The organism is Pseudooctadecabacter sp., assembly GCF_965657175.1.
GTDB lineage: Bacteria > Pseudomonadota > Alphaproteobacteria > Rhodobacterales > Rhodobacteraceae > Octadecabacter.
In genome coordinates this window covers 98,718-122,229 of sequence record NZ_CBFHNH010000009.1, presented here as the reverse complement: position 1 = coordinate 122,229, position 23,512 = coordinate 98,718, and the positions used below count along the sequence as shown (strand labels likewise).

The 23,512-nt window shown below is 61.3% G+C and carries 23 protein-coding genes; 15 read left to right on the top strand and 8 right to left on the bottom strand.

Features of this window, described 5'->3' with window-relative positions:
- Positions 1-85: 85 nt before the first annotated feature.
- The 3 genes from ACTG36_RS09850 (at position 86) to ACTG36_RS09840 (ending at position 2,942) form a co-directional block, all read left to right on the top strand.
- Positions 86-1,045: a TRAP transporter substrate-binding protein gene (locus tag ACTG36_RS09850; protein WP_375280767.1), complete on the top strand. Its 960-nt coding sequence runs from the start codon at positions 86-88 to the stop codon at positions 1,043-1,045.
- Positions 1,046-1,112: 67 nt separating this feature from the next.
- Positions 1,113-1,637: a TRAP transporter small permease gene (locus tag ACTG36_RS09845; RefSeq protein WP_375280768.1), complete on the top strand. Its 525-nt coding sequence runs from the start codon at positions 1,113-1,115 to the stop codon at positions 1,635-1,637.
- 3 nt (positions 1,638-1,640) lie between these two features.
- Positions 1,641-2,942 carry a TRAP transporter large permease gene (locus ACTG36_RS09840; protein ID WP_439142146.1) on the top strand — a complete coding sequence of 434 codons (1,302 nt, stop codon included), beginning with the start codon at positions 1,641-1,643 and terminating at the stop codon, positions 2,940-2,942.
- Here ACTG36_RS09840 and ACTG36_RS09835 read toward each other — a convergent pair.
- From ACTG36_RS09835 to ACTG36_RS09825, 3 genes are all read right to left on the bottom strand, one after another.
- Positions 2,939-3,460, bottom strand: a complete 522-nt coding sequence (locus ACTG36_RS09835) for a winged helix DNA-binding protein (RefSeq protein ID WP_375280770.1) — start codon at positions 3,458-3,460, stop codon at positions 2,939-2,941. The genes ACTG36_RS09840 and ACTG36_RS09835 overlap by 4 nt on opposite strands.
- 140 nt (positions 3,461-3,600) lie before the next feature.
- A complete protein-coding gene (locus ACTG36_RS09830; protein WP_375280778.1) occupies positions 3,601-6,399 on the bottom strand; it encodes a [protein-PII] uridylyltransferase in 2,799 nt (932 codons plus the stop codon).
- Positions 6,383-7,585 (bottom strand): penicillin-binding protein activator, encoded by a 1,203-nt coding sequence (locus ACTG36_RS09825; RefSeq protein ID WP_375280771.1) that lies wholly within the window; start codon positions 7,583-7,585, stop codon positions 6,383-6,385. Before ACTG36_RS09825 ends, ACTG36_RS09830 begins: the two co-directional genes overlap by 17 nt.
- A gap of 85 nt (positions 7,586-7,670) precedes the next feature.
- Here ACTG36_RS09825 and rsmI point away from each other — a divergent pair, with 85 nt between their 5' ends.
- The 4 genes from rsmI (at position 7,671) to ACTG36_RS09805 (ending at position 10,823) form a co-directional block, all read left to right on the top strand.
- Positions 7,671-8,534 (top strand): 16S rRNA (cytidine(1402)-2'-O)-methyltransferase, encoded by an 864-nt coding sequence (gene rsmI / locus ACTG36_RS09820; protein ID WP_375280772.1) that lies wholly within the window; start codon positions 7,671-7,673, stop codon positions 8,532-8,534.
- On the top strand, positions 8,531-8,908 hold the full coding sequence (locus tag ACTG36_RS09815; RefSeq protein ID WP_375280773.1) for a YraN family protein: 378 nt from the start codon (positions 8,531-8,533) through the stop codon (positions 8,906-8,908). The genes rsmI and ACTG36_RS09815 overlap by 4 nt, the downstream gene beginning before the upstream one ends.
- Positions 8,909-8,982: 74 nt before the next feature.
- A complete protein-coding gene (gshB, locus tag ACTG36_RS09810) occupies positions 8,983-9,936 on the top strand; it encodes a glutathione synthase (protein WP_439142143.1) in 954 nt (317 codons plus the stop codon).
- A complete protein-coding gene (locus ACTG36_RS09805; protein ID WP_439142141.1) occupies positions 9,933-10,823 on the top strand; it encodes an alpha/beta hydrolase in 891 nt (296 codons plus the stop codon). The genes gshB and ACTG36_RS09805 overlap by 4 nt, the downstream gene beginning before the upstream one ends.
- On the opposite strand, the gene ACTG36_RS09800 is transcribed toward ACTG36_RS09805, so the two are convergent.
- From ACTG36_RS09800 to cobU, 4 genes are all read right to left on the bottom strand, one after another.
- Entirely contained in the window at positions 10,793-12,304 is a 1,512-nt protein-coding gene (locus tag ACTG36_RS09800; RefSeq protein ID WP_375280070.1) for a YifB family Mg chelatase-like AAA ATPase, read from the bottom strand. The two genes, ACTG36_RS09805 and ACTG36_RS09800, sit on opposite strands and share 31 nt — an antisense overlap.
- Positions 12,305-12,385: 81 nt before the next feature.
- A complete protein-coding gene (locus ACTG36_RS09795) occupies positions 12,386-13,063 on the bottom strand; it encodes a glutathione S-transferase (protein WP_375280071.1) in 678 nt (225 codons plus the stop codon).
- A gap of 58 nt (positions 13,064-13,121) precedes the next feature.
- Positions 13,122-13,697 (bottom strand): histidine phosphatase family protein, encoded by a 576-nt coding sequence (locus tag ACTG36_RS09790; RefSeq protein WP_375280072.1) that lies wholly within the window; start codon positions 13,695-13,697, stop codon positions 13,122-13,124.
- Positions 13,694-14,215 (bottom strand): bifunctional adenosylcobinamide kinase/adenosylcobinamide-phosphate guanylyltransferase, encoded by a 522-nt coding sequence (gene cobU, locus ACTG36_RS09785; RefSeq protein ID WP_375280074.1) that lies wholly within the window; start codon positions 14,213-14,215, stop codon positions 13,694-13,696. The genes ACTG36_RS09790 and cobU overlap by 4 nt, the downstream gene beginning before the upstream one ends.
- 86 nt (positions 14,216-14,301) lie before the next feature.
- Between cobU and ACTG36_RS09780 the strand changes: the two genes are divergently transcribed.
- The 7 genes from ACTG36_RS09780 (at position 14,302) to ACTG36_RS09750 (ending at position 21,795) form a co-directional block, all read left to right on the top strand.
- Positions 14,302-15,180 (top strand): RNA polymerase factor sigma-32, encoded by an 879-nt coding sequence (locus ACTG36_RS09780; protein ID WP_375280075.1) that lies wholly within the window; start codon positions 14,302-14,304, stop codon positions 15,178-15,180.
- A gap of 123 nt (positions 15,181-15,303) precedes the next feature.
- On the top strand, positions 15,304-16,506 hold the full coding sequence (gene coaBC / locus ACTG36_RS09775) for a bifunctional phosphopantothenoylcysteine decarboxylase/phosphopantothenate--cysteine ligase CoaBC (protein WP_375280076.1): 1,203 nt from the start codon (positions 15,304-15,306) through the stop codon (positions 16,504-16,506).
- A gap of 32 nt (positions 16,507-16,538) precedes the next feature.
- A complete protein-coding gene (gene dut, locus ACTG36_RS09770; RefSeq protein WP_375280077.1) occupies positions 16,539-16,991 on the top strand; it encodes a dUTP diphosphatase in 453 nt (150 codons plus the stop codon).
- A 3-nt stretch (positions 16,992-16,994) separates the two neighbouring features.
- Positions 16,995-18,041 carry a HesA/MoeB/ThiF family protein gene (locus ACTG36_RS09765; protein WP_375280078.1) on the top strand — a complete coding sequence of 349 codons (1,047 nt, stop codon included), beginning with the start codon at positions 16,995-16,997 and terminating at the stop codon, positions 18,039-18,041.
- A 63-nt stretch (positions 18,042-18,104) separates the two neighbouring features.
- On the top strand, positions 18,105-18,890 hold the full coding sequence (locus tag ACTG36_RS09760) for a transporter substrate-binding domain-containing protein (protein ID WP_375280079.1): 786 nt from the start codon (positions 18,105-18,107) through the stop codon (positions 18,888-18,890).
- 12 nt (positions 18,891-18,902) lie between these two features.
- Positions 18,903-19,697, top strand: a complete 795-nt coding sequence (locus ACTG36_RS09755; protein WP_375280183.1) for an amino acid ABC transporter permease — start codon at positions 18,903-18,905, stop codon at positions 19,695-19,697.
- A gap of 82 nt (positions 19,698-19,779) precedes the next feature.
- Entirely contained in the window at positions 19,780-21,795 is a 2,016-nt protein-coding gene (locus ACTG36_RS09750; protein ID WP_375280080.1) for a M3 family metallopeptidase, read from the top strand.
- A gap of 68 nt (positions 21,796-21,863) precedes the next feature.
- Here ACTG36_RS09750 and ACTG36_RS09745 read toward each other — a convergent pair whose 3' ends face one another.
- Complete coding sequence (locus ACTG36_RS09745) at positions 21,864-22,397, bottom strand: SH3 domain-containing protein (RefSeq protein WP_375280081.1); 534 nt, start codon at positions 22,395-22,397, stop codon at positions 21,864-21,866.
- Positions 22,398-22,525: 128 nt separating this feature from the next.
- Between ACTG36_RS09745 and ACTG36_RS09740 the strand changes: the two genes are divergently transcribed.
- Positions 22,526-23,512 carry a 2-hydroxyacid dehydrogenase gene (locus ACTG36_RS09740; RefSeq protein ID WP_375280082.1) on the top strand — a complete coding sequence of 329 codons (987 nt, stop codon included), beginning with the start codon at positions 22,526-22,528 and terminating at the stop codon, positions 23,510-23,512.

The window sequence follows — 23,512 nt, the reverse complement described above, 5'->3', positions numbered from 1 at the left end:
CTTTATTGGTATAACGCTGACAAATTGTCAACGTAATGGATTCGAACACAATAGATCCTCACGGAAACCAAACAGGAGAGACCTTATGAAACATGTTATCTTCGGCGCAGCCGCCGTTCTATGCGCAACGGCAGCCACCGCACAAAGCTGGGACATGCCCACGCCCTATGGCGACAGCACGTTCCACACCCAGAACATCGCTCAGTTCGCCGATGATGTGCGCGCGGCCACCGATGGCAGCCTTGATATTACGCTGCATTCTGCGGGATCCCTGTTCCCCCATGCGGAAATCAAAGGAGCGATCCGCAACCGGTCCGTGCCCTTGGGTGAGTTTTTCTTGTCGCGTCTTTCCAACGAAGATCTGGCCTATGGTGTCGACAGCCAGCCGTTCGTCGCCACCAGCTATGACGATGCCGCGCGCCTGTGGGCCGCGCAGAAACCTGTCATCACCGAGCTTTTGGCCGAACAGGGCCTGATGCCGCTGTTTTCTGTGCCATGGCCTGCGCAAGGTCTGTATACCAACGGCGAGATTGACGCGGTTGAGGACCTGAACGGCCTGCGGTTCCGCGCCTACAACGCCGCCTTGGAAGAATTCGCCACGCTTGCTGGCGCGTCGCCGGTGCAGATCGAAGCCTCCAACATCCCGCAGGCCTTTGCCACGGGTCAGGTTGAGGCGATGATCACGTCCCCCTCCACCGGTGTGAATTCCACCGCGTGGGATTTCGTGACCCATTACACGCCGATCAACGCCTGGGTGCCCAAGAACATCGTGGTCATGAACACCCGCGTGTTTGACCGTCTGGATGCGGACACACAATCTGCCCTGTTGTCCGCCGCCGAAGCCGCTGAGACACGCGGTTGGGCGATGTCCGCCGCTGAGGCCGAAAGCATGACAGCCGCCCTCGCCGAAAACGGGATCACTGTGTACGAGCCGAGTGCGACCCTGATCGAAGGTCTGCAAGGCATCGGTGAGACGATGTTGGGCACATGGGATGCCGCCGCATCCGACAGCGCCCGTGCGGTGCTGGACGCCTACAACAACTAAACCCTCCCTGAACCGGCCGGTCGTATATAAGCGACCGGCCACTTTTCTTTCAAAGGACGCCAGTTCGATGTCTCGCCTTCTTCAGAAACTTTACGATGTTTGCGGCATGATCGCGGGGGGGCTGATCTTGTGCATTTGCCTGCTGATCTCAGCCCAGATTGGACTGAATGCCATTGGCCGGATCGCACCTGGCGTTCTGCCCTCAACCATCCCGTCTTACGCAGATTTTTCGGGGTTCATGCTGGCGGGGGCCACGTTTTTGGCCATGGCCCATACGTTGCGGGCCGGCGCGCATATTCGGGTGAACTTGGTCGTGTCGCGCCTGTCGCAACGGGCGCAGTTTCTGGCTGAGGTTTTTGTGCTGGTCGTAGCCGCAGGCTTGGTCGGATACGCGGCCTATTTCATGGCCGATCTGGTGCGCGAAAGCGTGCATTACGGTGATCTGTCCAACGGCATCATCCCCATTCCGCTGTGGATACCGCAAAGCGTGGCAGCCTTCGGGATCGGGCTTTTGCTGGTTGCCGTGATCCACACCTTGGTTGAATTGATCGCCGCGCGCAGGCCGATCCTGTCCACCCCGGGGGAGGTCTAGCCCATGTCTGATCCGATGATTGGTCTGGTCCTTTTGGGGCTGTTGATGGCGCTGCTGGCCAGCGGTGTCTGGGTTGCGATTTCGCTGTCCGTGGTGGGTCTGGCGGGGCTTGTGTTTTTCTCGAACGCGCCGTCTGGCCTTGTTCTGGCGTCTACCTTTTGGGGGCATTCCTACAGTTGGGCGCTGACGGCGCTGCCGCTGTTTATCCTGATGGGGGAAATCCTGCTTCGCTCGCGGATGAGTGACGATATGTTCACGGGCCTTGTCCCATGGCTGAGCCGCGCACCGGGTCGTCTGTTGCACGTCAACGTGTTTGCCTGCGCGATTTTTGCGGCTGTGTCAGGGTCATCGGCTGCGACGGCGGCCACCATTGGCCGTATGTCCGTGCCGGAGCTGACGAAACGCGGCTACCCCGAAAGCCTGATCCTTGGCACGCTGGCCGGATCGGCCACGCTGGGGCTGTTGATCCCGCCCTCGATCATCCTGATCGTCTATGGTGTGGCGACCGAGCAATCCATCGCCCGCCTGTTCATCGCAGCCATCATACCCGGCATCATGCTGATGACGTTGTTTGCCAGCTACGTGGCCGTGCGCGCGTGGATGAACCCTGATTTGATCCCTGCCATAAACGAGACGTTTTCGCTGCGCGAAAAATTCCGCGCCTCGCGCCGGTTGATCCCTGTGGCTTTGCTGATCGGCGGCGTCATCGGGTCGATCTACGGCGGGTTGGCGTCCCCGACAGACGCGGCGGCCTTGGGCGTTGTGCTGGCGACGATCCTTGCGTGGACGTCGGGCGCGTTCAGCTGGCGGCTCTTCGGGGAGGCGGTGATGTCCGCCACGCGCACGTCCTGCATGATTGCGTTGATCCTGCTGGGGGCGGCATTTCTGTCCGTCGCCATGGGCTTTACCGGATTGCCGCGCAATCTGGCGGCGTGGATATCGGACATGAACCTGTCGATTGCAGCGTTGCTGGTGGCGCTGACAATCTTTTTCATCATTCTGGGCTGCTTTCTGGACGGCATTTCCGTGATCGTGCTGACCACGTCGATCATCATGCCCATGGTCAGCGCCGTGGGGATCGACCCGATCTGGTTCGGTATCTATCTGGTGATCGTCGTTGAGATGAGCCAGATCACACCGCCCGTGGGCTTCAACCTGTTCGTCATCCAAGGCCTGACCGGCATCGACATCCTGCGGATCGCAAAAGCAGCCTTCCCGTTCTTCTTGCTGCTTTTGCTGGGGGTTTTGTTGATCTGCCTGTTCCCGCAGATCGTGACGTTCCTGCCCGCCTACATGGCCAGCTAGAGAGACGCCGCCGCCCTGCTGGCCTGATCATATTGGCCGGACAGGGCGCGCAGGCTGGCTGCGATGTCGCGCATTTCCTCACCCGTCATGTCGAGGCGCGACAGCCCGTCGAGAAAACAACGCTCCCGCATGTCGCGGTAGGCTTCGCACAGATCCGCACCGGTGGGGGAGGTGCTGTAAAACACCTCCTTGCCGCGCTTTTCCGATACCAGAAGGTCCATCTTCAACAGTTTGCGCAGGGCGTAATTGACCGTGTGGGTGTCTTCGATGTTCAGCAAAAAGCAGATGTCCGTCAGCCGCTTGTCGCGGCCACGGTGGTTGGTGTTGTGCAGCACCAGAATTTCCAGCGGCGTCAGATCCGTGTTGCCTGCCGCCGACATGCAGCGCGTCATCCAGCGCGAAAAGGCGTTGTAGGCAATGATCATCCCGTATTCGATTTCCGAGGCTTCCCAGTTTTCACCGTCGGCCAGATGGCGCGACGACACGATACGGCGTTTGGGGATGTCTTGCTCATTCATGTTTGTAATACCTCAGCGTTTTCCTTGCGTTTAATATATGTACGACGGGACGGTCGCACAACGCAGGGTTTGCGGCAGGGACGGGCAGGCAGGTATGGGCAGGCAGGTATGGGCAGGCGGGGGCGGGTGGGGTCAGGACCCTAGGCCCGCGCCCGTTCACTGCCCTTTTCAATCGCTTCACGCAGCTTTTTCTCAAGCGTTTTTTGCTTCCCGTCCGCGTAGAATTTCAGGCCGAACATGTCTTTGACATAGAAGGTGTCGACCACCTGTTCGCCGTAGGTCGCAATGACCGCGCTGGCGATATAGACATTGGCGTTGGCCAGCGTGCGCGTCAGATCATGGAGCAATCCGGGACGGTCGCGGGTGTCGACTTCGATGATTGTGTAAATCTCGGACCCGTCGTTGTCGAAGGTGATGGAGGTCGGCACGCGGAAGGCTTTTTCGCGCTTTTTCATCTTGTCGCGGTCGGCCAGTTTATCGCGGGCCACTAGTTCGCCCTGTAGGGTCTTTTCGATCATCCGGCGCAGGCGCGGCAGGCGGGCGTGTTCATAGGGGCTGCCGTCGGCGTCCTGCACCCAGAAGGCGGCCGTGGCAAAACCGTCTTTGGTGGTGAACGTCCGCGCGTCGACCACATTGGCGCCCACAAGCGACAGCGCGCCGCACATGCGGCTGAAGATGCCCGGATGGTCGGCCATGGCAAAGCACACGCGGGTGGCGTCGCGGTCTTCGTCAGGGGTCAGCGCGATGCGGACTTCGTCGGTGCCGATGCCGTGCAGCAGCCGCGCAAAATCCACATGGGCGGTCACATGCAGGCCCTGCCAATAAGGCGGGTAGTGGCGCGCCAGTTCGGTGCGGATGTCCTTTTCGGCCCATGGTTCCTGGGTTTCGGCATTGAGTTCGGCACGCAGGTTGCGGCGCGCCTCGGTGCCGCGTTCTTCGCGGTTGAGGGCTTCCATGCCGTTTTCCAGCGCATAGCGGGTCTGGCGATAGAGCGCGCGGATCAGCACCGCTTTCCAGTTGTTCCACGTGCCGGGACCCACGCCGCGGATGTCGCAGACGGTCAGCACACACAAAAGATCAAGCCGTTCTGTGGTCTTCACCGCCTTGGCAAAATCGCGCACGGTGCGGGGGTCCGCGATGTCGCGTTTCTGCGCCATGTCGGACATGAACAGGTGATAGCGCACCAGCCATTCGACAGTGTCGCATTCCTTTTTGGACAGCCCCAGACGGGGCGCCACTTTGCGTGCAATGCGTGCACCAAGGATCGAGTGATCTTCGTCCCGCCCCTTGCCGATATCGTGCAGCAGCAGTGCCACATAAAGCACCTTACGGTTGATCCCGCCTTTGAGGATCGAGGCAGACACGGGGAGTTCCTCGTCCAGTTCCGCCCGTTCGATCTGCGCCAGATGGCTGATCGTCTGGATCGTGTGTTCGTCCACGGTGTAGTGGTGATACATGTTGAACTGCATCATCGCGACGATGGGTTCGAATTCGGGGATGAACGCGGCCAGTACGCCCAATTCGTTCATCCGCCGCAGCCCCCGTTCGGGGTTGCCGTGTTTCAACAACATATCAAGGAAAATGCGCTGGGCTTCGCGGCTGTTGCGCAGGTCGTCGTCGATCAGGGTCAGGTTGGCTTTGATCAGACGCATGGCATCAGGGTGCAGCAGGGTGCCCGTGCGCAGGGCTTCTTCAAAGATGCGCAGCAGGTTCAGCGGGTCTTTGAGGAACTCTTTGGGCTTTTCCACGGTCAGACGGTTTTGCTTGATCGCATAGGGCGGCTTGGCGGTTTTCTTGCGGCTGAACAGGCGCAGCAGAACCGGTTCGGCCTTTAGGTGCGCGTCTTCTTGCGCGGTGAGGAAGATGCGGGTCAGCTCACCCACGTCGGTGGCGTGGCGAAAGTAATCCTGCATAAAGTGTTCGACGGCGCGGCGGCCATTGCCATCGGCGTAGCCCATACGGTCGGCCACTTCGACCTGCGTATCAAACGTCAACTGATCGGCGGCGCGTCCGGCCAGCAGATGCAGATGACAGCGCACGGCCCATAGAAATTCATGGGCGGCTTTGAATTCGTCATATTCGTCTTGGGTGAAAACGCGGTGTTTCACCAGTTCGGAGGCATCTTTGACCCCGTGAATGTACTTGCCAATCCAATAGAGCGATTGCAGATCGCGAAGGCCGCCTTTGCCCTCTTTGACGTTGGGTTCGACCATATACCGCTGACCGCCTTGTTTGCGGTGACGTTCGGCCCGTTCTTCCAGCTTGGCTTCGATAAAGTCGGGCACGGTGCTGGCGAAGAGGTCATTGCGCAAACGGTTCGTGAGCTCGGCCGCGAGGGCGGCGTCGCCGGTCAGGTAGCGTTCTTCCACCAGCGCCGTGCGGATGGTGTAATCGTCGCGGGCAAGACGCAGACAGTCTTTTACCGTGCGGCTGGCGTGCCCCACCTTCAGCTTTAGATCCCACAGGATATAGAGCATGGATTCGATGGCGCTTTCGGCCCAAGGGGTCAGTTTGTAGGGCACCAGAAACAGCAGATCGACATCGGAATGGGGGGCCATTTCGCCCCGGCCTGATCCACCGACCGCGATCAGGGCCAGACGTTCGGCCTCGGTCGGGTTGGGCAGGGGGTGCAGACGGGTGGTCGTGAGGTGATACACCTCAATCACCACCGCATCGGTCAGATAGGCGTAGGCGCGGGTTGTGGCAGTGGCATCAAACGGGTTGAGGGCAAAGCTCTCGGCGATCAGGTGCCGCCCATGGGCCAGCGCGTCCTTGAGGATTGGCATAACAGCAGCGCGCGCTTTGCCCCCGTTGGTGCCTACGGCGTCAAGCGCTGTGGACAGGGCCGCACGCAATGCCCCGCGGTCGACAATGTCATCCGCGGGGCAAATCAGGCCTTCGGGGACCGCAGTCAGATCAAGATCAAGAGCCACCGGCACCAAACGACAAGGGTGCCGCTTCCACGATCGAGATGCGGTTGTTGACGATGGTGGCCACAGCCAGCGCGCGCTGTTTGGACCCGTCGGGCCGCAGACGGAACGCACCGGTGGCGCCGGCAAAGCCCGCCGCGCGTGTCAGGGACCCGCGTGTCAGGGCGTTGCGGTCACCGGACGCGGCCAGTGCACCGATGGCGGCAATGCCGTCATAGGCGATGGAGGCCAGCGGGTGGGGCCGTGTGCCATAGGTTGCCTCGTACCGGTTGCGGAAGGCCGCCTCGCGGCCCGCGTCGCCCATAGCAAAAAGACCGTTTTGCAGGCTGGGCAGTTCGGCGGCCTGCGGGGCCGCGTCCCAACGGGTCAGCCCGATGAGTGGCGTGTTGGCGGTGTTCAGGCCCGATTGCGCCAGCGACGTGGCGAGGATTGGCAGGCCACCGGCCATATTGTCGGTGGTAAAGACCGCCTGCGCGCCGGTCGTATTGGCCGCTGTCGCGATGGCGGGTGCAGAGGCAAAGATGCCTGCCTGATTGAACGGATAGGACTGGATGCCCACAACGGTGCCCCCCGCAGAACGCACGGATGTCGCAATGGCATCGCGGCCCACCGCACCGGCCAGATCGTCCTGATGGGCGATCATGAACTGGGTGATGCCGCGACGGCCTGCGTAGTCCACCAGCCGGTCAGAGATGTTGCCAAAGGTGTTGCCCAGCACAAAGACATTGCCACCGGCCACGGCCGTATTGTTGGAAAACGCCAAGACGTTGACATTGGCACCACTGGCCACAAGACCCACCGCATTGGCGCTTTCGGCGTCCAGCGGCCCGAGGATGATCTGCGCCCCGTCTGCGATGGCTTGGCCTGCCATTTGGCTGGCCTGACCCGCGTTGCGGGCTGTGTTGTAGACCCGCAGATTGACGTCCGCGCCGTTCAGGTCCGCGATGGCCAGACGGGCAGAGTCTTCAAGGCTGCGCGCGATCTGGTCGAATTCGGCCTGACCTGTGCCACCGGGCACCAAAAGGGCCACTTGCACCGGGGCTGAGGGGTCGATGGTCTGGCCTTGGCCACCGCCACCCACCGCCGGGACCGCAAGGTCACAGGCGGCCAGAAAGGCAAGGCTCATCACCGCGAAAATGCGGGCGGCGGTGCGGCGGATCATCAGCTGTGGCAGGCTGGGCAAACGGGCTAACATGGACTATTCACTCCCTTCGGGCAGCGGGAGGACCCCGCCGCAAGTTCGCCGGTGATCATAGAGCGCCGGTCGGGAGGGTCTAGGTATGAATCATCGCGTAATTCCCCTGTCGGCGGGTCTTTACCTGTGTGCGGTGCCCATCGGGAACGCGCGGGATGTGACGTTGCGCACCTTGGACATCCTTGCCAGTGCCGATGTGATCGCCGCCGAAGACACCCGGACCGCACGCAAATTGATGGATATTCACGGGGTTCCCATCGGGGACAGGCCGATGGTCGCCTACCACGATCATTCCGGCGAAAGCGTGCGTGCACGCCTGATGGAACAGGTGCGCGCAGGCAAATCCGTGGCCTATGTGAGCGAAGCGGGCACGCCGCTTGTCGCGGACCCCGGCTACAAACTGGCCGCCGACATGCGCGCGGCCGATTTGCCGCTGACAGCGGCGCCGGGCGCCTCTGCGGTGCTGGCAGCACTCACCGTGTCTGGCCTGCCCAGTGACGCCTTCCACTTTGCGGGATTTTTGCCCAACGCGGCCTCCGCGCGGCGGGCTGGGTTGGAAAAGCTGCGCGATGTGGATGCGACGTTGGTGCTTTACGAATCCCCCAAACGGATCGCCGGTCTGGTCGCGGATGTGGTCACCACCATGGGCGCGGAGCGCACGGTGGTGATCTGCCGGGAACTGACGAAGAAATTCGAAGAGGTCCTGCGCGGACGTGCTGAGGACCTGGTCGAAACCCTCAAAGATCGAAGCCTGAAAGGTGAAATCGTCGTGCTGATCGCACGCAGCGCGAAAAAGGCCACTGATCCATCGGATGTTAAATCACTCTTAAGAACCGCCCTGCTATCCATGCGCATCAAAGACGCAGCGAACGCGGTGGCCGGGGCCACAGGATTGCCCCGTCGCGACGTCTATCAAATGGCGCTTGATCTAAAGGATGATGACACATGACTGTTTGCACGCTCCCCTCCCGTGGGACCACAAATTACCATGCGGGCGTTGCCGCCGAAGACATCGTCGCGCGGCGCTATGCATCGGGCGGGCAGCCGCTTTTGGCCAAACGGTGGCGCGGGTCGCGCGGTGAAATTGATCTGGTCGCGCAAGACGGGGACGGGGTGATTTTCATCGAAGTGAAGAAAAGCCGAAGCCATGCCCGTGCGGCATCCCGTCTGACCCATCGACAGATGGAACGCATTTACGGGGCTGGGGCAGAGTTTTTGGCCACACAACCCAAAGGCCAGTTGACCGATGTGCGCATCGATGTGGCATTGGTGGATGACATGGGTCGCGTGGATGTGATCGAAAACGCCTATATGGCCGCCTGAAAAACGATCCGGCCATTGCACCGGGCAGGCTGCGGGTCCATGTCTTGGAAAAGATTTCAGACACGGACTTGCCCATGACCGCCGCAAAACCCCTCACCGTTGCTTTTCAGATGGACCCGATCGGGGCCATTGATATCAACGCCGACAGCTCTTTCCGTTTGGCTGAAGAAGCCCAAGCGCGGGGGCATAAGTTGTTTTACTACACGCCCGATCAGCTGAGCTATCAAGAAGGGCGGGTGATGGCACGGGGCCAAGATCTGACCGTTCGGCGCGAACAGGGCAACCACGCCGATGTGGGTCCGATGCGAGAGCAGGATTTGTCACAGGTCGACGTGATCTGGCTGCGTAAGGACCCGCCGTTTGATATGGGCTATATCACCACCACCCACATCCTTGACCGCATCCATCCGGATACTCTGGTCGTGAATGACCCGTTCTGGGTGCGCAATTATCCCGAAAAACTGTTGGTATTGGACTTTCCCGATCTGACCCCGCCCACGGCCATTGCGCGCGACCTTGAAACGCTCAAAGCGTTCCGCGCGCGCCATGGGGAGGTGATCCTGAAGCCGCTTTATGGCAACGGTGGCGCCGGGGTCTTCAAGTTGAGCGAAGGGGACAGCAACCTTGCCTCCCTGCATGAGCTGTTCTCGGGCATCAACCGAGAGCCTTTGATCATGCAAAAGTTCCTGCCGGATGTCAGCGCGGGCGACAAACGGGTGATCTTGGTCGATGGGGAGCCTGTGGGCGCGATCAACCGCGTCCCTGCGGCGGGCGAAACCCGGTCGAACATGCACGTGGGTGGGCGGCCGGAGAAAGTCGCGCTGACGGACCGCGACCGCGAGATTTGCGCGCGGATCGGGCCGCTTTTGCGTGAAAAGGGGCAGATTTTCGTCGGCATTGACGTGATTGGCGACTACCTGACTGAGATCAACGTGACCTCCCCCACCGGTATTCAGGAGTTGGAACGGTTTGACGGCGTGAACATCGCCGAAAAAATCTGGCAGGCGATTGAGGCGAAACGGCCGTGAGCCGTCCGTCCTTTCGTCTGCGCGCCCTGACCTTCGGGATGCGCTGGTTCGAAAAGCCAAAGCTTGCCAAACGGGGCACGCCGGACACGGCCAACCGCGATTTTGAGCGCGCGGCGCCATATTTGTTCAGCGTGCCGAAAGGGACCGTCGTTCGCGACGAGGACCCTTTTGATTGTATCACTTGCGGCCCCGAGGCGGCGGGCCGCGCCATTTTGTATCTGCACGGCGGTGCCTTTGTGACCGGGTCGCGACGCAGCTACCGCGCGATGGCGGGGCGGTTGGCGAAACGGACGGGCGTTTGTGTGTACCTGCCCGACTATCCCAAGCTGCAGGAGGCCACTTTCCCCGCAGCACCCCGTGCTGTTCTGGCGGCGTGGGATGCTTTGGTGGCGCGGGGGACCCCACCGGATCGCATTGTGATCGCAGGGGATTCTGCGGGGGGCAATCTGGTGTTTGGCCTTTTGTCGACCCTCCTGAAACGCGGCCAACGTCCGGCGGGTGTGCTGGCTTTTTCGCCTTGGACGGACATGACGTTGTCTGGGGACACTCTGGCCACCAACGTCCGCCGCGATCCGTTGCTGCCGGTGAGCCGGATGCAGGAGGCGGTGGATTTGTATTTGGCCGGCGCTGACCCCGCCCATCCATTGGCCAGCCCGCTGTTTGCCGATTTCCCGAACCCGCCGCCTGTGTTCATTCAGGTCGGGCGCGATGAGGTATTGTTCAGCGATGCGGAACGGATGGCCGCGAAGCTGGGCGGGACTTTGGATGTCTGGGAAAACGTGCCCCATGTCTGGCAGATGTTTGACGGCCGTTTGCCGGAGGCGAATGCCGCGATGCGGCGCGCGGCGAGGTTTGTTCAAACCTCGTTCGAGAGCGCCAGCCGGTAGCCCACGGCCTCGGCCACGTGGGGTTTGCGTACGGCGACTGACCCGTCCAGATCCGCGATGGTGCGCGCCACGCGCAACACGCGGTGATAGCCCCGCGCGCTGAGGCCGAAACGATCCGCGACTTTCAACAGCAGGTCTTTGCCATCTGTGTCAGGGGTGGCGACTTCTTCCAACGCGGCCCCTTCGAGGTCCGCGTTCACCCGCATGTCCGTGCCCGCGAACCGCGCGGATTGCACCGCGCGACCCGCGGCCACCCGTGTAGCGATCATCGCCGATGTGTCGCCTGATTGGGGCAGGTCCAAATCCTGAAGGGCCACGGGGGGGACTTCGATGCGCAGATCAAAGCGGTCCATCAAGGGGCCGGAGATGCGTTGCATGTAGTCTTCGCCGCACAGCGGGACCTTGGCGCAGGCGCGGTTCGGGTCACTCAGGTAGCCGCATTTGCAGGGGTTGGCGGCGGCCACCAGCATGAACCGGCAGGGGTAGCGGACGTGGGCGTTGGCGCGGGCGACGACGACTTCGCCGCTTTCAATCGGTTGGCGCAGGGTTTCCAGCACGGTGCGGGGGTATTCGGGGAATTCATCCATAAATAGAACGCCGTTGTGGGCCAGCGACACCTCGCCGGGTTTGGCACCGCGCCCGCCGCCGACGATCGCGGCCATGGAGGCCGTGTGGTGGGGTTCGCGAAAGGGCCGCGCGCGGTTGATGCCGCCGTCTGACAGCAGACCGGCCAGCGAATGGATCATGGAGGTTTCCAATGCCTCCGCCGGGGTCAGGGGGGGCAAAATGCTGGGCAGGCGGGCGGCCAGCATGGATTTGCCCGACCCAGGCGTGCCGACCATCAGGGCGTGGTGGCGGCCCGTGGCTGCGATTTCCAGCGCGCGTTTGGCCTTTTCCTGTCCTTTGACGTCCGCAAAATCGCGGGTGCCGTGGGCTTGGGTGACTTCGCCGGCTTCGGCCACAGGCAGGGGAGATTGGCCGGTGAAATGGCGCAAGGTTTCGGCCAGGGTTGCAGGGGCATAGACAGCGGCGGAGCCGACCCAAGCGGCCTCTGGTCCGCAGGGGGCGGGGCAGACAAGGGCCTTGTCGTGGGACGCCGCAGCCATCGCGGCGGGCAGCGCACCCAAGACGGGCACCAGCGTGCCGTCAAGGGACAGCTCCCCCAGGGCGACGGTTTCGGCGGCTTTGTCGTGGGGGATCACATCGAGGGCGGCCAGCAGGGCCATGGCGATGGGCAGATCGAAGTGGGACCCTTCTTTGGGCAAATCCGCAGGCGACAGATTGACGGTGATTTTCTTGGAAGGCAGGGCGATGGACAGCGCGCCCAATGCGGCGCGCACGCGGTCGCGGGCCTCTGACACGGCTTTGTCGGGCAGGCCCACGATGGAGAACGACGGCAAGCCGGGGGAGGTCGCGCACTGGACCTCAACCATCCGGGCCTCGACCCCTTCAAAGGCGACCGTAAAGGCGCGTGCCACCATGACCCATTCCCCGTCTATTAAGGTTAATGACTAGCGGGGGAAGGGTTTAAGAATGGTTAACATGCGCGGGAAACAGGCCGGTTATGGCATGGGAAACGGGGTGCGCGGCAGGTCCATGTCGTATTGGCTGAGTTCTTTATCTTGGGCGAGGCCTTCGGTCCGCCAGCGTTGGATCGCAGGATGAGACAGTTGGGCTGCCACATAGCCGCGCACCGCGTCCGCTACGGGGAGGTTGTAACCTGCGATGCGGATGCAGACAGGGGCGTAGTAGGCATCCACAAGGCCGTAGTCGCCAAAGAGGTAGGGCCCGCCGGAGGCCGCCAGTGCGCTGCCAAAGCTTGCGTCGATCTTGGCCAAATCCGCGCGCACCGCATTGTCGGGCACAAAGCCGTCCCATGCGGTGGCAAGGTTCATCGGGCAGGCAGAGCGCAGCGCCACGAAACCGGCGTGCATTTGGGCAATCATATTCAGCGCGGTTGCGCGGTGCCGTGGGGCATCAGGCAGAAGGCCGCGATCAGGAAAGGCCTCAGCCAAATGCCACAGGATCGACAGGCTGTCGGTCAGAACCGCGCCGTCCGGTGTTTTGACCACGGGCACCGTGGTGGTGCCGCCGAAGGCTGCGACGTCGTCATAAAATGCATCGCCGTAGATCAAGGTGTCATGGACCGTCACGGGGATGTCGTGGACGATAAAGGGCAGCCAGCCGCGCAGGGACCAGCTGGAATAGAGGCGTTGGCCGATGAGGAGGTCATATGTCATGGGGCGACGTTAGCTTTGTCATGGCGGAGCCGCAAATCGCGATTTGTGGGGCGGGCGGTCACGGAAGGTAATTGATGCGCGCGACACCGAACGTGGGCCGCATCTGTATTTCCGTGATCGAGAAATTGTCGATCCGGTGGGACAGGGCCTGATAGGGGGTGATCCCGCCCGCCATAGCCACCTGTGTCAGGATCGCGCCAAAGTGTGCGACGGCAATGATGTCACGGCGGGGGTGGGCCTGGATGAGGTCGGTGATGTCCGCCGTCACGCGGGCGGCGGCGGTGTTCCAGCTTTCGCCACCCGGGGGGGCGGTATCGCCCGGCCTTTCCCAGTAGGCGCGGCTGAGGTCGGGCCATTGGGCGGCAACTTGCGAAAAATGAAGCCCGTCCCATGCGCCGAAATCAAACTCCCTTAGTCCTTTGCGGTGGGGCAGGCGGGTGCGGTCGCCTTGGATCGCGGTGGCGGTGTCGATGCTGCGCGTCAGGTCTGAGGACACGACCAGCGCGCGGGGCGGCAACGCCGCTGAAACCCGCGCGATCAGGTCCGTATCTGACAAATCGACGGGCACATCACGTTGGCCCACGAATGTCTTTTCATGGGTCGGCCCATGCCGGACCCAGTAAATATTTGTCATAACTCGCCCTTCAGAACCTGCGGCAATCCGGCGATGACCTGCACCACAAGATCGGCCTCAGCCGCCAATTTCTGGTTCAGACGTCCTTGGGCGTTGCGGAATTTTCGGGCCAGTTTGTTGTCCGGCACGATGCCGTGCCCGACCTCATTTGAGACCACGATAGCCTGCGCGGGGCAGGCGGTGAGGGCGGCCAAAAGCGCCGTTTGGTCCGCGTCCACGTCCCTGTCTGCGAGGAGGATGTTGGTCAGCCACAAGGTCGCACAGTCGAGCAACACAACCTGATCCGACCCGCAGGATTCCAGCGCATCTGCCACGTCAATCGTGGCCTCAATCGTGGTCCAATCAGCGCCGCGCTGGACGCGGTGATCATTTATTTTCGATTTCATTTCGTCATCGAAGGCCTGCGCAGTGGCCACATAGATGCGGGGTTTTTGCGTTTGAAAACAGAGGCTTTCCGCAAAGGCGGATTTGCCGGAGGCAGCACCCCCTAAAACAAATGTGAGTTTGGGCAAGGACAATTAAGGAACTTTCAATGATCCGACGGCATTGCACACACGTAACCACAATTAGAACAAAATCAAAATACGCATCAGGGGGAGACAAAATGGCATTTGATGGACGTTACGACCAAAGTCTGTCACGTACGGCGATGAAAGCCGAACTTCTGGACGCGGAGACAGAGTTGCGACTGGCCTATGCCTGGCGCGATGAACGATGCGAAGAATCCCTGCACCGCCTGATCACCGCCTACATGCGTCTGGCCATTTCGATGGCGTCGAAATTCAAACGCTACGGCGCGTCGATGAATGATCTGATCCAAGAGGCGTCTTTGGGCCTGATGAAGGCGGCGGACAAATTTGACCCTGATCGCGGCGTGCGTTTTTCGACATATGCGGTGTGGTGGATCAAAGCGTCCATTCAGGATCACGTGATGCGCAACTGGTCGATGGTGCGGACGGGGTCCACGTCGTCGCAAAAGTCGCTGTTCTTCAACATGCGCCGCGTGCAGGCCCGTCTGGAACGTGAAGCACTGGCCCGTGGTGAGGTTTTGGACCGCCACGAGATGCGTAAAATGATCTCTGTTGAGGTGGGCGTGCCGCTTCATGATGTTGAGATGATGGAAGGCCGGTTGAGCGGGTCTGACTTTTCCCTCAACGCGACCCAATCCACCGAGGATGAAGGGCGCGAGTGGATTGATGCGCTGGAAGACGACGGCGAGCAGGCCGCCGAGACGGTGGAGCACACCCACGACACAGATACCCTGCGGAAGTGGTTGCTGACCGCGCTGACCAGCCTGAACGACCGCGAACAGTTCATCGTCCGCGAACGCAAATTGCGCGATGATCCTCGGACGCTGGAAAGCCTTGGGGTCGAATTGGGTCTGTCCAAGGAACGCGTGCGCCAGTTGGAGGCCGCGGCCTTCGGTAAAATGCGCAAGAGCCTTGAGGGCCAGTCCAAAGAAGTGATGCATTTCCTCGTCTGACACCACATTCCCAGTGTCAGCATCTGAACCGCCCGTCGCCCCCTGCGGCGGGCGGTTTTTTAGTGGCTGGTGGTTTGGGGGCGGTGGTCCTAATCTGCGGCGCGAAGACGGAAAGGGTTACCCATGTCAGGCAAGACAATTTTACTGGTGATCGGGGGCGGCATTGCGGCGTTCAAATCCCTTGATCTGATCCGGCGGTTGCGCGAACGCGGGCATCGGGTGGTGCCGGTTTTGACCAAGGCGGGATCGGAATTTGTCACACCGTTGAGCGTGTCGGCGCTGGCGGGGGAAAAGGTCTTTGAAGACTTGTTCAGCCTCGATGATGAGGCGGAGATGGGGCATATTGAGCTTAGCCGTGCGGCAGATTTGGTGGTAATCGCCCCTGCGACGGCCGACCTGATGGCGAAGATGGCACATGGGCACGCGAATGATCTGGCATCGACTTTGTTGATGGCGACCGACAAACGGGTGTTGATTGCGCCGTCGATGAATGTGCGGATGTGGGAACATGCGGCGACGCAGCGCAATCTGGCGACCTTGCAAAACGATGGTATTTTGATCTGTGGCCCCAATAAGGGCGCTATGGCCTGTGGTGAATTTGGGTATGGCCGGATGGCCGAACCAATGGAGATTGTCGGCGCCATTGAGGCGGCGTTGAATGATGGGCCGCTGAAAGGCAAACATATTCTGGTGACATCCGGCCCCACCCATGAGCCGATTGACCCCGTGCGCTACATCGCGAACCGGTCCTCCGGCGCGCAGGGCACGGCGATTGCGCGGGCATTGCTGGCGCTGGGTGCGCGGGTGACGTTTGTGACGGGCCCTGCGGATGTGGCACCGCCAATGGGCGCGGATGTGGTTGCCGTGCAAACCGCCGCCGAGATGTTGGCCGCGGTTGAGGCGGCCGGGGCCGTCGATGCCGGCGTGTTTGCAGCGGCTGTGGCCGATTGGCGGGTGGCGTCCGCCTCCGATCAGAAGATCAAGAAGGATGGCAAGGGCCTGCCGGTGTTGGAGTTTGCCGAAAACCCCGACATTCTGGCGACGGTCTGCGCATCGGACACACGACCTGCCTTGGTCGTGGGCTTTGCCGCTGAAACCCAAGACGTGATCGCCAATGCGACTGCCAAACGCAAACGCAAAGGGTGCGACTGGATCGTGGCCAACGATGTGTCGCCCGCAACGGGGATCATGGGAGGCGCGGAAAACGACGTGACCTTGATCACCGCAGACGGCACCGAAGACTGGCCGCGTATGGGCAAGGATGCGGTGGCCGAAAAGCTGGCGCTGCGGCTGGCGGAGGCTTTGCGCGGCGCGTCCGGGATTTGAGTTTTTCTGGCCAGATGAAACAGGGGACCGGAATGATCACCATTGGGTTTGAATGGACCGAGGGCGCGGATGAGGCGCTGGGTCTGCCGGTTTATGCGACTGCCGGTGCGGCGGGTGCGGATCTGCGGGCGAATTTTGTGGATCGTCAGGCGGTTACATTAGATCCGGGCGCGCGGGCTTTGGTGCCAACAGGGCTGCGCATTGCCATTCCCGAGGGATATGAGGTGCAGATCAGGCCGCGATCCGGGCTTGCGTTGAAGCACGGGATCACGCTGCCCAACGCGCCGGGCACGATCGACAGTGATTACCGTGGGCCGCTGGGGGTGATTGTGCAGAACGGCGGGGATGCGGCGTTTGAGATCACCCACGGGATGCGGATTGCGCAGATGGTGGCCGCACCTGTGGTGCAAGCTAGGTTTCAGGTCGGGCCGATGGGCGACACCGCGCGGGGCGCGGGTGGCTTCGGATCGACCGGAACGGAGTAGCGCATGATCCTTGTTTTGACTTTGGCGGCGGGCCTTTGGGGCCTTGGCTGGGCATTGAAATTGCCGCGATCTGCGCGGGCGGTGATGGTTGGCCTATTGTTGGTTGCCGTGGTTGCTGTGCATATCGTTTTGCCGGATGGGCACCCCTTGCGCGACATGACAGGGAGTGAGCCTGCACTGTGGATATTTATCATTTGCATAGGCATGATCGTTTGGGGATATTCTTATTTGCTGGGGCGGGTCAAAACGCGGGCCAGCGGCGCGCCCGCGTTTGACTATGAACCCTCTGCCACCGCTGGGCCGTTTTCAACGACCGAACTGGACCGCTATGCGCGCCATATCGTCCTGCGTGAGATTGGCGGGGCGGGGCAGAAGGACCTCAAGGATGCGAAGGTTCTGGTCATCGGGGCCGGAGGTCTTGGCGCGCCGGCGTTGCAGTATCTGGCGGCGGCGGGTGTGGGGACCCTCGGCGTGATTGACGATGATGTGGTCGACAATTCCAACCTGCAGCGGCAGGTGATCCACACCGATGCGCGGATCGGGATGCCGAAGGTCCATTCTGCGGCGGAGGCGATTGCGGCGCTCAATCCGTTCGTGACGGTAAAGCCCTATAAACGAAGGTTAACGGCGGAGATCGCGGCGGAGTTGATCGCCGAGTATGATCTGGTGCTGGACGGGTCGGACAATTTCGACACGCGGTATTTGGTGAATGAGGTCAGCGTCGCCGCTGGCGTGCCCTTGATTGCGGCGGCCCTGACCCAGTGGGAAGGTCAGATGAGCCTTTATGATCCCAAAGATGGAACGCCTTGTTACCGCTGTGTTTTTCCGGAACGCCCTGCCGCCCATCTGGTGCCCAGCTGCGCCGAGGGCGGGGTGCTTGGCCCTTTGCCCGGTGTCGTCGGGGCGATGATGGCGGTGGAGGCCGTCAAGACGATCACGGGGGCGGGCGAGGGCCTGCGGGGGCGGCTGCTGATCTATGATGCGCTTTATGCCGAAACGCGGGCCATTAAGGTTAATCGCGATCCCACCTGCCCGGTCTGCGCCAATTAATCGACCCTTGCCCTTGCGGCGGGCTGCGCCATACTTCGCTACACCTGAAACCTGGAGTCTGCCATGAAAACCTTGTCTGTCGCGGCTGCCGCCGCTTTGCTTGCCACAAATGCCCTTGCCGACGGTCACCTGCCGGACCTTGGCGGGCAAGAGATCGTCGTGGTGACTGAGAACGCCTATCCGCCGCTGCAATTCATTGACGGTGACGGCAATGCTGTGGGCTGGGAATATGACGCGATGGCGGAAATTGCCGAGCGGATCAATGCCACGATCACTTACGAGAATATCTCTTGGGATGCGATGATCCCTGCGGTCAGCGAAGGCCAGTTTGATATGGGGATGACAGGCATCACGATCCGCGAAGATCGCGCGGAGATTGTCGATTTTTCAGACACATACATGACGTCCGAGATGGTGATGCTGGTGCGTGGCGACGAAGACCGGTTTGATGATGCGGCGTCCTTCGCGGCAGATGACGACCTGCTGGTCGCAGCCCAGCCGGGCACGACGCCGTTTTATGTGGCCGTTTACGACGTGCTGGACGCCGATGAGGCGAACCCGCGCATTCAACTTTTTGAGACCTTCGGTGCAGGCGTTCAAGCGCTGCGCAATGGCGACGTTGATCTGGTGCTGACGGACGGCACGGCGGGCAATGGATATGTTGAGGCCAGCGACGGCGCATTGAAGATTGTGGGCGAAAAATTGGGGACCGAGGATTTCGGTTTCATCTTCCCCAAAGGGTCCGAATTTGTGGAGCCGATCAACGCAGCGATTGCCGACATGCAGGCGGATGGCACCATCGACGCGCTCAACACGCGGTGGTTTCTTGAGTACAAATTGGGCGAGTAAGCGAGCCTCGTGATCACGCCCAAACACGACGGGGATTTCCCTTATTGGCTGCTCATCGTTTTGACGGTGGGCGGCTATTTGTTTTGGCAGGTGTTGTCGAATGATTTGTACACACAGGTCTTGGGCACGTTGTCCAAGGGCATCAAGATCACGGTTTTTGTGACGCTCGTGGGCTTTGCGCTGGCTGCGACTTTGGGGTTGGGGTTGGCGTTGATGTCGCTGTCGCGCTGGATCGTCGTGCGGCAGGTGGCGCGGCTGTATATTGAGGTCGTGCGCGGGGTGCCGATCATCGTGCTGTTGCTTTATGTGGCTTTTGTTCTGGCACCGGCATTGGTGGCGTTGTGGAATTGGGCGACGGGGGCGCTTGGGTTTGACCCCATCAGAAACCGCGATTTTTCAATGCTGTGGCGGGCAACGATTGCCCTGACGATTGGCTATTCGGCCTTTATTGCTGAGGTGTTTCGCGCAGGGCTGCAATCTGTCGAAAAGGGTCAGGTGGAGGCGGCGGAGGCCTTGGGCCTTGGCCCGTGGCAGCGGTTTCACCATATCGTCTTTCCGCAGGCATTCCGCCGGATTTTGCCCCCTTTGGGCAATGATTTTGTGGCCATGGTGAAGGACAGTTCGCTGGTGTCTGTGCTGGGGGTTTTGGATGTGACGCAGGCGGGTAAGGTCACGGCGGCGGGCAATTTCCGATATTTTGAGACGTATAATATCGTCGCGTTGATTTATCTGACGATGACGATCGGCCTTAGCCTTGCCCTGCGACGTCTGGAGCGTCACCTGCGGGACAAATCACCCGGCGGGTAGCGCGGATTTGAGTTTTTCGGGCCAGATGAAGGTGGACCCGCGCGCAAGACTGCTTACGTTGAGTGCAAAGGAGACCCCCCCAATGACCAACCCGCTGCTTTCTGACTGGACGACGCCGTTTGAATTGCCCCCTTTCGATCAGATCGAGGACAGCCATTTCGCCCCCGCCGTGGAGGCCGCTCTCGAGGCCGCGCGCGCCAACATCGCGGCTATTTGCGACGGGTCCGAGCCCACGTTCGAGAACACGATTGAGGCTTTGATCTTGGCGGACCGGCCATTGGAGAAGGCGCTGGCGCCGTTTTTTGCCATGGCGGGCGCGGACAGCAACCCCGCGCGTGAAGGGTTGATGCGGGACTTTTCCCCGATGTTGTCGGCCTATTCGTCTGAGGTGACGGCGAACAAGGAGCTGTTCGCGCGGATCGAGGCGTTGTGGCAGGCGCGCGCGGATTTGGATTTGACGGTTGAGCAGCAGCGCGTGTTGCTTTTGACGCGCCGGTCCTTTGTGCGGTCGGGTGCAGAGTTGGAGGGCTATGCCGCCGACCGGCTGGCCGATGTGAAACAGCGCCTCAGCGTGTTGGGCACGCGGTTCACGCAGAACCTGCTGGCGGACGAACGCGACTGGTTCATGCCGCTGGAGGATCTGACGGGGCTGCCTGATTTTGTCGTCGCAGCGGCGCGGGCCGCAGGGGAGGAAAAGGGCGCGGAGGGTCCGGTGGTGACGCTGTCGCGGTCGATCATTGTGCCGTTTTTGCAATTTTCGCCGCGCCGCGATTTGCGCGAAAAGGCCTATACGGCGTGGGTATCGCGCGGGGCCAATGGCGGTGAGACAGACAACCGCGACATCGCGGCAGAGATCCTGTCGCTGCGGGCCGAACGCGCCAATTTGTTGGGCTACGACAGCTTTGCCGACTATAAGCTTGAGACAGAAATGGCCGGCACACCCGGTGCGGTCCGCGATTTGTTGATGCAGGTCTGGGCACCTGCAAAGGCGTCGGCTGAGACGGACGCGCAGGTTTTGCAGGCGATGATGCACAACGATGACGAACAGGGCCCGTTAGAGCCTTGGGACTGGCGCTATTATTCCGAAAAACGCCGTGCGGAGGAGCATGACCTGAACGAGGCGGAGTTGAAGCCCTATCTGCAATTGGACCGGATGATCGATGCGGCCTTTGCCTGCGCCAACCGTCTGTTCGGGCTGGAGTTCGCGCCGATCGACGTCACGCTTTACCATGCCGATTGCCGCGCGTGGGAGGTCACGCGGGAGGGCAAACACATTGCCGTCTTCATCGGGGATTATTTCGCGCGCGGGTCCAAACGGTCGGGCGCGTGGTGTTCGGCCATGCGCAGCCAGCAAAAGCTGGCCGGTGACATCCGCCCCCATGTCATCAACGTGTGCAATTTCGCCAAACCACCGGCGGGGGAGGCGGCGCTGCTGTCTTACGACGACGCGCGCACCTTGTTTCATGAATTCGGGCACGCGCTGCACCAGATGCTGTCCGATGTGACTTATGACACGATTTCAGGCACGTCAGTGGCGCGGGACTTTGTGGAACTGCCCAGCCAGCTATACGAACACTGGTTGGAGGTGCCTGAAGTGCTGGAAGAATTCGCCACCCATGCCGACACCGGTGAGCCTATGCCGCGTGATCTGCTGGACCGCATGTTGGGGGCCGCGACCTACGATATGGGGTTCTCGACGGTGGAATACGTGGCCTCGGCCCTGGTTGATCTGGCGTTTCATGAGGGTGAAGACGCGCCAGCCGATCCTATGCAGAAACAGGCCGAGGTGCTGGAGGAGATCGGGATGCCCCACGCCATCCGCATGCGCCATGCGACTCCGCATTTCGCCCATGTCTTTGCCGGTGACGGCTATTCCAGCGGCTATTACAGCTACATGTGGTCTGAGGTCATGGACGCCGACGCGTTTGAGGCCTTTGAGCAAGCAGGCGGGCCGTTTGATCCAGAGATGGCCAAGAAACTTGAGACCTACATCCTGTCCGCAGGCGGGTCCGAAGACGCGGCGGTGCTGTACAAGAAATTCCGCGGCTCCATGCCCGACGCGACCGCCTTGCTGAAGGGCCGCGGGTTGGCGGCGTAGGGGTTTCTCTGGTTCCAAAATACCTCCGCCGGAGGCACCCTAAAATTCCGGAATTTTAGGGGTCTTGGCTAGTCGCGCACTTCGGACGCACCGACGCCGAAGAGCGCCTCTTTCGGGGCCCAGCCGCGATAGCCGCCAGCGCGCAGGCGGCACCAGTCGGTGCCGCATTCGCCCAAATCGGCGATGACGCCCAGTTCCAGCATTGCGACTTCGGTCGCGGTGTCGTTGGGTTGGGACCGGATGACCAGCAGGTCTTCGTCGATGATGACCGTGCGTTTGCCGGAGATCAGCGAATAATGCACCCAGCCGCCCATGCCTTCGCGGTCCACCACGCGGCGCCAGTTGCCGTATTCACTCACCACCCGCAACGGCATGTCGCGGCGTTGAAAGACCCAGTCGATCCGGTGGCTCAGCGACGGGCCGCGACGGACATTCGCCTCTTTCGCTTTCAACGACACATAGCGGGGCATGGGCAGATTGGTCACGGGGCCACGTTCGCCTTGGACGGCGGTGATGGGTGTCACCTGCGTGGTTTTGTCAGCCAACGCACCGGTGGCCAGCGTCAACGCCAAAAGAAAGGATGTGAAACGTCCTGTCGTCATACTTACTGCCCTCGAACGGTCCTGATTGTTCACCAGCATTTTTATTTATGGCGGTTCTTGTGCCGCCGGACCTTTGTAGGCAACCTGCCACGAAGCGCACACACCGGGCAAGCGAGGGAGGCGGCAATATGCCAAGCAAACGTCTAAGTGTTACCGTGACGCGACGGTTGCCCGACGCGGTCGAAACCCGGATGCGCGAATTGTTCGATGTCACCCTGCGTGATGACGACACGCCGATGACAGCAGCCGAGCTGACGCAGGCTGTCCAAACCTGCGACGTGCTGGTGCCCACGGTTACAGATGAGATCACGGCAGGCTTGTTGGGACAGGCAGGCGAGCGTCTGAAACTGATCGCCAATTACGGCGCGGGCGTGGATCATATCGACGTGCACACCGCCCGTCAGCGGGGCATTCTGGTCAGCAACACCCCCGGTGTCGTGACCGAAGACACCGCCGATATGACCATGGCGTTGATCCTTGCTGTCACTCGCCGCATTCCCGAAGGTCTGGCGTTGATGCAGCAGGGCGATTGGGACGGCTGGGCGCCCACAGCGATGATGGGCGGGCGCATTGCGGGCCGCCGGTTGGGCATTCTGGGCATGGGGCGCATCGGGCAGGCTGTGGCCAAACGGGCGCGCGCCTTTGGGATGCAAATCTATTACAACAACCGCCGTCGCCTGCGCCCTGAGGTGGAGGACGCGCTGGACGCCACGTGGTGGGACAGCCTTGATCAGATGGTGGCGCGGATGGATGTGATTTCCGTCAACTGCCCCCACACGCCGGCCACGTTCCATCTGATGAACGCGCGACGGCTGAAACTGATGAAATCGGACGCGGTGATCGTGAACACGGCCCGCGGTGAGGTCATCGACCAGAACGCCCTGACGCGCATGTTGCGCGCCGGCGACATCGCGGGGGCAGGGCTGGATGTCTATGAACACGGGACCGACATCAACCCGCGCTTGCGAGAGTTGAAGAACGTCGTCCTTCTGCCCCACATGGGGTCCGCCACTTTTGAGGGGCGGGTTGAGATGGGGGAGAAGGTTCTGTTGAACATCAAGACCTTTGATGACGGGCACCGCCCGCCCGATCTTGTTATTCCGGCGATGTTGTAG